The 7,451-nt window shown below is 32.7% G+C and carries 7 protein-coding genes and 1 riboswitch; of the genes, 4 read left to right on the top strand and 3 right to left on the bottom strand.

Translation table 11 applies throughout. The features are described from left to right. The first annotated feature begins 152 nt into the window (after positions 1–152). Together EJN67_RS06210 and EJN67_RS06205 are read left to right on the top strand one after the other, a co-directional pair. Positions 153–410 (top strand): AbrB/MazE/SpoVT family DNA-binding domain-containing protein, encoded by a 258-nt coding sequence (locus EJN67_RS06210; RefSeq protein ID WP_129723482.1) that lies wholly within the window; start codon positions 153–155, stop codon positions 408–410. Positions 411–416: 6 nt separating this feature from the next. Continuing rightward, complete coding sequence (locus EJN67_RS06205) at positions 417–791, top strand: type II toxin-antitoxin system PemK/MazF family toxin (protein ID WP_129723481.1); 375 nt, start codon at positions 417–419, stop codon at positions 789–791. 112 nt (positions 792–903) lie between these two features. Here EJN67_RS06205 and EJN67_RS06200 read toward each other — a convergent pair whose 3' ends face one another. After that, a complete protein-coding gene (locus EJN67_RS06200) occupies positions 904–1,905 on the bottom strand; it encodes a nucleoid-associated protein (protein ID WP_165000770.1) in 1,002 nt (333 codons plus the stop codon). A gap of 176 nt (positions 1,906–2,081) precedes the next feature. After that, entirely contained in the window at positions 2,082–2,963 is an 882-nt protein-coding gene (locus EJN67_RS06195; protein WP_129723479.1) for a hypothetical protein, read from the bottom strand. A 180-nt stretch (positions 2,964–3,143) separates the two neighbouring features. Between EJN67_RS06195 and EJN67_RS06190 the strand changes: the two genes are divergently transcribed. Further along, complete coding sequence (locus EJN67_RS06190; protein ID WP_129723478.1) at positions 3,144–4,577, top strand: phospholipase D-like domain-containing protein; 1,434 nt, start codon at positions 3,144–3,146, stop codon at positions 4,575–4,577. Here the strand turns inward: EJN67_RS06190 and EJN67_RS06185 are convergent. Beyond that, positions 4,549–5,010 (bottom strand): YaiI/YqxD family protein, encoded by a 462-nt coding sequence (locus EJN67_RS06185; RefSeq protein WP_129723477.1) that lies wholly within the window; start codon positions 5,008–5,010, stop codon positions 4,549–4,551. The two genes, EJN67_RS06190 and EJN67_RS06185, sit on opposite strands and share 29 nt — an antisense overlap. Positions 5,011–5,081: 71 nt before the next feature. Next, positions 5,082–5,163: riboswitch (ZMP/ZTP riboswitch) on the top strand. A 57-nt stretch (positions 5,164–5,220) separates the two neighbouring features. Here EJN67_RS06185 and pflB point away from each other — a divergent pair. Next, a complete protein-coding gene (pflB, locus tag EJN67_RS06180; protein WP_129723476.1) occupies positions 5,221–7,446 on the top strand; it encodes a formate C-acetyltransferase in 2,226 nt (741 codons plus the stop codon). The last annotated feature ends 5 nt before the right edge of the window (positions 7,447–7,451 follow it).

The following is a 7,451-nucleotide window of genomic DNA, read 5'->3' as shown; positions in this document are numbered from 1 at the left end:
AAGGGAAGTAATGGTAAGTAGAATTGGAAATTTTAAAGTGAATATTAATCAAAAAGTAGGGGTGAAGCTAAAAAGCCGAACCTTGAAATAAAGTAAGATTAAGCTCTTCGAGTTTTCGAGAGCCTACTAATTTGTTAAAAGAGGTGATCTGGATGAAAATTAATTTAGCTAAATGGGGTAATAGTGCGGCTATTCGTATACCAAAGATAATATTAGAGGAATTAAATATAGACAGTAACAATTTTGAAAATATAAGTTTCAAAATTGATATAGAAGGAGAAAAATTAATATTAATAAAGAAACAAGAAAAAACGAAATTTGAACTTTTAGCTGAACAATCTAAGGGAGAAAAATTAAATCCAAAATTAGATATAGACTGGGGCAATCCTGTTGGGAAAGAAGTGTGGTAAAAAAGTATGAATGAATTAGATAAAAATAATTTCAATAATTTAGAGTTTGGAGATATAATAAAAATTAATTTTTCTCCTTCTAAGGGACATGAACAAAGAGGGTACAGACCTGGACTTGTGATATCAGATCCTATTACACAAAAAGAACTAAATGGTATAGTAACAGTAGTTCCAATAACAAATTCAACTAGCACTTTTTTTACTAGAGTAAATCTTGATGAATACAATATTGAAACTAAAGGTGATATCCTAATGGATCAAATTAAAGTATTGGATTTAAGTGAAAGACAATTTGAATTTATAGAAAAGGCACCTAAAGAAGTATTGAGTAAGTGTAATGTTATTTTTAATGCTATTTACGAAAAAATGTTAAATTCTTAATTGTTTATTTGTAATACAATAAAAAGCTAACATATAATGGGGATATTTGGCTGCATAAATACTCTTGTGTCTTTTTTTTTATAAAAGTGTTTACACAGCCTTTTCATTTATTTTATTTGCTTTTTATGTTTCTAATACTTTTAAGAAGGATGGATATGGTTCCATCAGTATTGTTCACAAATTCTATTTTATTATCATTAGTTAGATAAGACACGGGAATTTTTATTTCTATGCCGTCATCTGTCACTAATTTTTGAGTTCTGGGAATTTTTTTATTCAAATCCTCATTTACTTCTATAGTTTTTTCTGTCAAGCCTCTTTTTTTTATCTCCTCTTCATATATATCTTGTAATTCTAGATTTTTTGTGAACGCCTCTCTTTTTATATGATCTATATCTATGGTATCGGTTTTTTCAATACTTTGAACCATGGCATTTTTTATTTCTGCCATTTTTGTTATATCATCTTCATAATAATCCTGTACTATTTTTTTTGAAACTTTAGCCACTATATTTACCTTTTCCTTATCTGATAATGTATCTTTTGATTTCAGTAAATATTTAGAGATATAGTATTCCTTTTGCCCACTAATTTCGTGTTTTTTTTCTTTTAGCAATATTGAATAGTCTTCCAAATCTATTATTATAAACTCATCTATTTTTTGATTTTCATTTGGCAGAGTTGTTCTTTGCTTTATCACCTTATTAATTCTTTTATTTTGGGTTTCTTCTACATAGTGTATATAGGAAGATTTATAATTTAATATAAAGAAGCCTAAGTATTTTTTACCATCTCCATTAAAAAGTGAACAAACTAGGTCACAAGGGGGTATGGTTATATTTTCATTCATTATATTATACATAAGTTGGGCAAATTCTTTAGTTTTTTCTATAAATGTAGTATTGTCATTTGAAATATCCATACATAGATCTTGCACTGTATTTTTCCCAACATCAAAAAAGGCCTTTTTAGCATTTATATCCTTGAATGCCTTTTCGATATGCCCTTCCATAAAATCTATTATATTTTCATCATAGGGGTGTTCTTCTTCGGATAAAATAGGTACTCCTAGTGAACTATCTAAAATATGTAATATTGTTTTTTCAATATACACTTTGTCTATTGTGCTCATCTCCTTTTAGAAATTTATATACTAATTATATCTGTATTATACTCTAAAAATAGAACTCTAATATGGCTTTAGATATTAATATATAAAGAAGTTTAAAAAAGCATGAAAAAGGATGAAAATATCCCCATTTCATGCTTGTATGGAAAACAATACTGAATTTAAGCGGAGAACTTCATGCCTTTAACATTACTTGTAACAAAGCTTAAATCCTTGGCCTTATTAAAATAGCTTTCTGCATTAAAAGGACTTAGTCTGTTATAGATAACTCCCGCCATGGGATTATGCAGCCCTTTATAATAATAGTATATCTCATCAGCTAATATATCTGTAGGATATTCCCTTCCCTGGAGTTTAAAATTTGATACATAAGGTTCAAAAAGATGTATATACTCCGGTGGTATATATACAAGTTTATCCTTATTAAAATGCTTGATACAATTTACATTTGCTACTGTTTCCCTAGTACTAAACCAATGTTTTTTAGCTTCTATGCAATTATAGGCACAATAGGAGTTTGCAAGCATTACATAGTTGTATTTTTTTGGCAGCTCACTTAACCGACATAGTGCTCTATTAAAAGGAAAATGCAGTACGATCTTATCATACATTGAATAATCGGATTTGACAATATCATCTGCACTGAGGGTCTTAGTTATAGAGGCGATGATATTACAATTTGGATTTTTATTTTTTATATCCAATGCAAGTTGATCGTTATTGACTATGAAATTATCTATACCCAGTTTAAAATAATAGTCTAGTTTTTGGCTTAGTACTAAGGTAGGCTCTTGCAATAATACGGCAATATTATAGCCACTTTTTTGTATCTCTTCTAGATATTTTGTATACTCGTTCCTTGTTTCAGGCACTTTATATAGCTGCCCCCTTACTTCTACATTTTCTACATGGCTTCTAGCATTTATTCCATCTTCCTTAAAAGGGGGTATATAGATAAACTCTATCCAATTTTTATCTATATTATCATCTAAAAAGCGTAACAGATCCATATCGAAATTAAAAGGTATTTCAAACTTCTTCATTGTCATCATCCCTTTTATATTGAGTATTACAAAATAATATTTTAATGTTTTTTTATAAAACGTCAATAGTGTTTGATTTGGATTTTTAGTTATATTTGGATATATATAAGGGGTTTTGTTACTGGTAAATCTGTTTATTTATATAATGATAGTTGTTAGACAGATGCTGGGGTGGTTTGAGTGAAATCAATAAACAAGATAATGAATTCCATTTTGCAATATTATATGATATATGCATTGATATTTGGCGTTTTGATATTTGGGTTTTATGGGCATAAGAAGAATAGATACAGGGATATATATCCTTCCGAGATGTTTTATGGAGAGGATGTATGCAGTGATAGGATTGTTTTAGTAGAAGAGCGCTATAGTGCAGGGCTTGCCAGAGTTAATCTTATTGAAAATGCCAAAGAATCTTTGGAAATATCTTATCATACTATAAAGGATGGAGTGGCTGCTAATATATTCTTTGGCTGTATTTTGGATGCTGCAGATAGGGGAGTACAAGTGCGTATTATCCTTGATGGGATATTTCATAATCTGAGGGGAAATTTGAAGGATGTCATATATGCTTTTTATGCACATCCTAATATTGAACTTAAGTTCTATGAGCCTTTTAGCATAATGCGTCCATGGACATGGAACAATAGGCTTCATGATAAATTTATTATAGTGGATGATCATATTGCGATGATTGGCGGGAGAAATATAGGAGATAAGTATTTTACACCAAAAGAGTATGGGAAAAAGATAACCAATGACAGGGATGTAGTTATTATAAATACGGATGAAAATAATTTTCCGAGCAGTGTTATTTATCATTTAAAAAAGTACTTTGATGATGTATGGAATCATAGGTTTTTAAGGTATCCGATAAAAAAGTTGACGGTTTATCGGCAAAAGAGGGCTGAAAGAAAAGCACAGGTTTTAAATGAATATATAAAAGCATTAGAAAACACTAACCCAGATATATTCCATAATAAAATTGATTGGATAGGTGCGTCCATATCTGCTAGGAAAATAACATTGGTACATAATCCTATTGAACATTTTAACAAAAATCCATGGTGTTGGTATGCCATTACTAATTTAATAAATGAAGCAGATAAATCCGTATATATCCAAAGCCCTTATATTATTCCTACGAGGTCTATGCTAAGGCATTTGAATTATAATAATATTATACCTGAGAAAATGCATATATTGACAAATTCTGAGGCTGTTACTCCAAATATACCGGCATATTCAGGACATATAAGGCATATAAAGGATATGGTGGATTTTGGCATTAATGTATATGAATTTCAAGGGCCGGGATCTATACATGCCAAGTCTTTTATATTTGATGATAGGATTAGCGTTGTAGGTTCGTTTAACATTGACTCTAGGAGTACCTATCTTAGTACTGAAACTATGATTGTTGTAGATAGTGAAGATTTTGCTAGGGTTTTGAAAAGAGAAATGGGAAAAGATTTTGATAGGAGCTTGATGTTAGATAATGATTATTCATATATATATAATCCCCTAGTAGAAGAACAGGAGATCTCATTTTTAAAACATTTTGTTATAAAAATTGTATCTTTTATTACCTATTTTTTTGATTATATGCTTTAGATTTTGTCTCAATCAAAGCGCTTAGATTTTTTTTAAACTCCATATCTGATTGGGAGCTCCTTTTTTTAATTTTTGTATATTTTTTATGCTTTCTTCTGAGTTCTTGATTAAAATGTCTATATCCTAGGAGCTGATCTATATTTTTTGGAGAAATTACGAGTCCATTTTGGGTTATACATAGGGCCTCTTTAGCAAGGACCATTGCAGAAAGTCCATAATCCTGAGTAACTACAATATCTCCTTTAGTAATATTATTGGCAATATAGAAGTCAGCACTATCAGGAGATTGATCAACGGTTATAATAGTAGCATAATCATCCCATAATTCATGGGATATATCTTTAACTACAATTACCTTTATGCCATATGATTTAGCTATTTTGATGGTCAGATTAACAACTGGGCAACCATCTCCATCTATAAAAATTTTCATAACATCACCTCATATGATTATACCATAAAAATTTTATTGACAAAAATCTAATGGCTTGCTATTATGATTGTAGAAGATCACATGACTGGCGGAAATGGAATTAACCATATGGAGTGTGATTCTTACGATAAGCCGACCGCCTGGGCGATAAGTCCAGACGGCATATGTATTTTTGGCCTTCTGGACGAAAAAAGTCAAGGAGGTTTTTTTATGCGAAAAGAATGGACAGGATTCAATGCAGGAAATTGGAATGATGAAATAGATGTAAGGGACTTTATCCAAAGAAATTATGAGCCTTATCATGGTGATCATAGTTTTCTAGAAGGTCCTACTGTTCGGACTCAGAAGGTATGGGATATTTGCAATGATCTGCTTAAGGAAGAATTAAAAAAAGGCGTATTAGATATTGATACAGATACTGTTTCCGGTATTGATAGCTTTAAGCCTGGTTATATAGATAGGGATAATGAAGTTGTAGTAGGTTTACAATCAGATGCACCACTTAAAAGGACTATTAATCCATTCGGTGGAATAAGGATGGTAAAATCTGAATTGAAGGCCTATGGATATGAGCTTGATGAGGAAAAGGATAAGATATTTAATGAATATAGAAAGACACATAATCAGGGAGTTTTTGATGCATATACCGAAGATATGAGGACAGCAAGAAGCGTTGGATTACTGACTGGACTTCCAGATGGATATGGCAGGGGTAGAATAATAGGGGATTTTAGAAGGATCCCACTCTATGGTATAGAGTTTTTGATAGCCCAAAAAAAGCAAGACCTTAAGAAATTAAAAGGATTCATGGATGATGAATTGATAAGATTAAGAGAAGAGGTATCTGATCAAATAAGGGCATTGGTAAAAATGGAGAATATGGCTAATGCCTACGGCTTTGATATATCACGGCCTGCAAAGGATGCAAAGGAAGCCGTGCAGTTTTTATATTTTGGGTATCTCGCAGGGGTAAAGGAGAATAATGGAGCTGCTATGTCTTTAGGTAGGACAAGCACCTTTATAGATATATATATACAGCGGGATATAAAAAATGGCATTATAACTGAAGTTGGGGCACAAGAGCTGATAGACCAGTTTGTAATTAAGCTCAGGTTGGTAAGGCAGCTTAGGACACCTGAATATAACGAATTGTTTGCAGGGGATCCTAACTGGGTTACAGAGGCCATAGGAGGAATGGGAGAAGATGGGCGTACCCTTGTAACCAAAAATTCATTTAGATTTCTCCATACATTGAATAATCTAGGTCCAGGGCCTGAACCCAACATGACGGTATTATGGTCCGAAAGGCTTCCTGAAAACTTCAAAAAGTATTGTGCAAAGATGTCCATAATGAGTGATTCCATACAATATGAAAATGATGAGGTCATGAGGCCTATATATGGTGACGATTATGGGATTGCTTGCTGTGTATCGGCCATGGAGATGGGCAAGCAGATGCAATTCTTCGGTGCAAGATGCAATCTGGCAAAGGCACTGTTGTATGCCATAAACGGTGGCGTGGATGAAAAAAGGGGAATATTGGTAATACCGGGCATTGAAAAGATAGAAGATAATGAATTGGATTATGACAAGGTATGTAAAAATTATTTTAAAGTCCTAGAAAATATAGCCGAACTATATGTAAATACCATGAATGTTATACATTATATGCATGATAAATATGCTTATGAAGCTGGTCTTATGGCACTCCATGATACACATGTTAAGAGATCTATGGCATTTGGAGTGGCAGGACTGTCCGTAGTTGCAGATTCACTGAGTGCTATCAAATATGCAAAGGTTAGGCCCGTAAGGGAGAATGGGATAGCAGTAGATTTTGAGATCGAGGGCGATTTCCCTAAATATGGTAATGATGATGACAGGGTAGATGATATAGCAGTTGAAATATTAAAGCGATTTATAGCTGAGCTTAGAAAGCATGGGACATACAGAGGTGCTAAGCATACTCTATCTGTTCTGACCATTACATCCAATGTAGTATATGGTAAAAAGACAGGCTCAACGCCAGATGGTAGGAAGGCGGGAGAACCATTTGCACCTGGTGCCAATCCAATGCATGGCAGGGATGAGAGTGGTGCACTTGCATCCTTAAACTCCGTAGCTAAGCTGCCTTATTGTAATGTATGTGAAGATGGTATTTCAAATACATTTTCAATTGTACCAGATGCGTTAGGCAAGGATGAGATCAATAGGGAAGATAATCTATGTGCCATATTGGATGGATACTTTTCTCAAGGAGCCCATCATTTGAACGTGAATGTAATGGATAGGGAAATGCTTATTGATGCAATGAATAATCCGGAGAAATATCCTACACTGACAATTAGAGTTTCAGGATATGCTGTAAACTTTAACAGACTTACAAGGGAACAGCAGCTTGAGGTTATAAAAAGAACATTCCATGAGAATATGTAACCCAT

This window comes from Xylanivirga thermophila (assembly GCF_004138105.1).
Taxonomy (GTDB): domain Bacteria; phylum Bacillota; class Clostridia; order Caldicoprobacterales; family Xylanivirgaceae; genus Xylanivirga; species Xylanivirga thermophila.
Note: the sequence above shows the minus strand (reverse complement) of the source record. Positions and strands in the feature narration are given on the sequence as shown.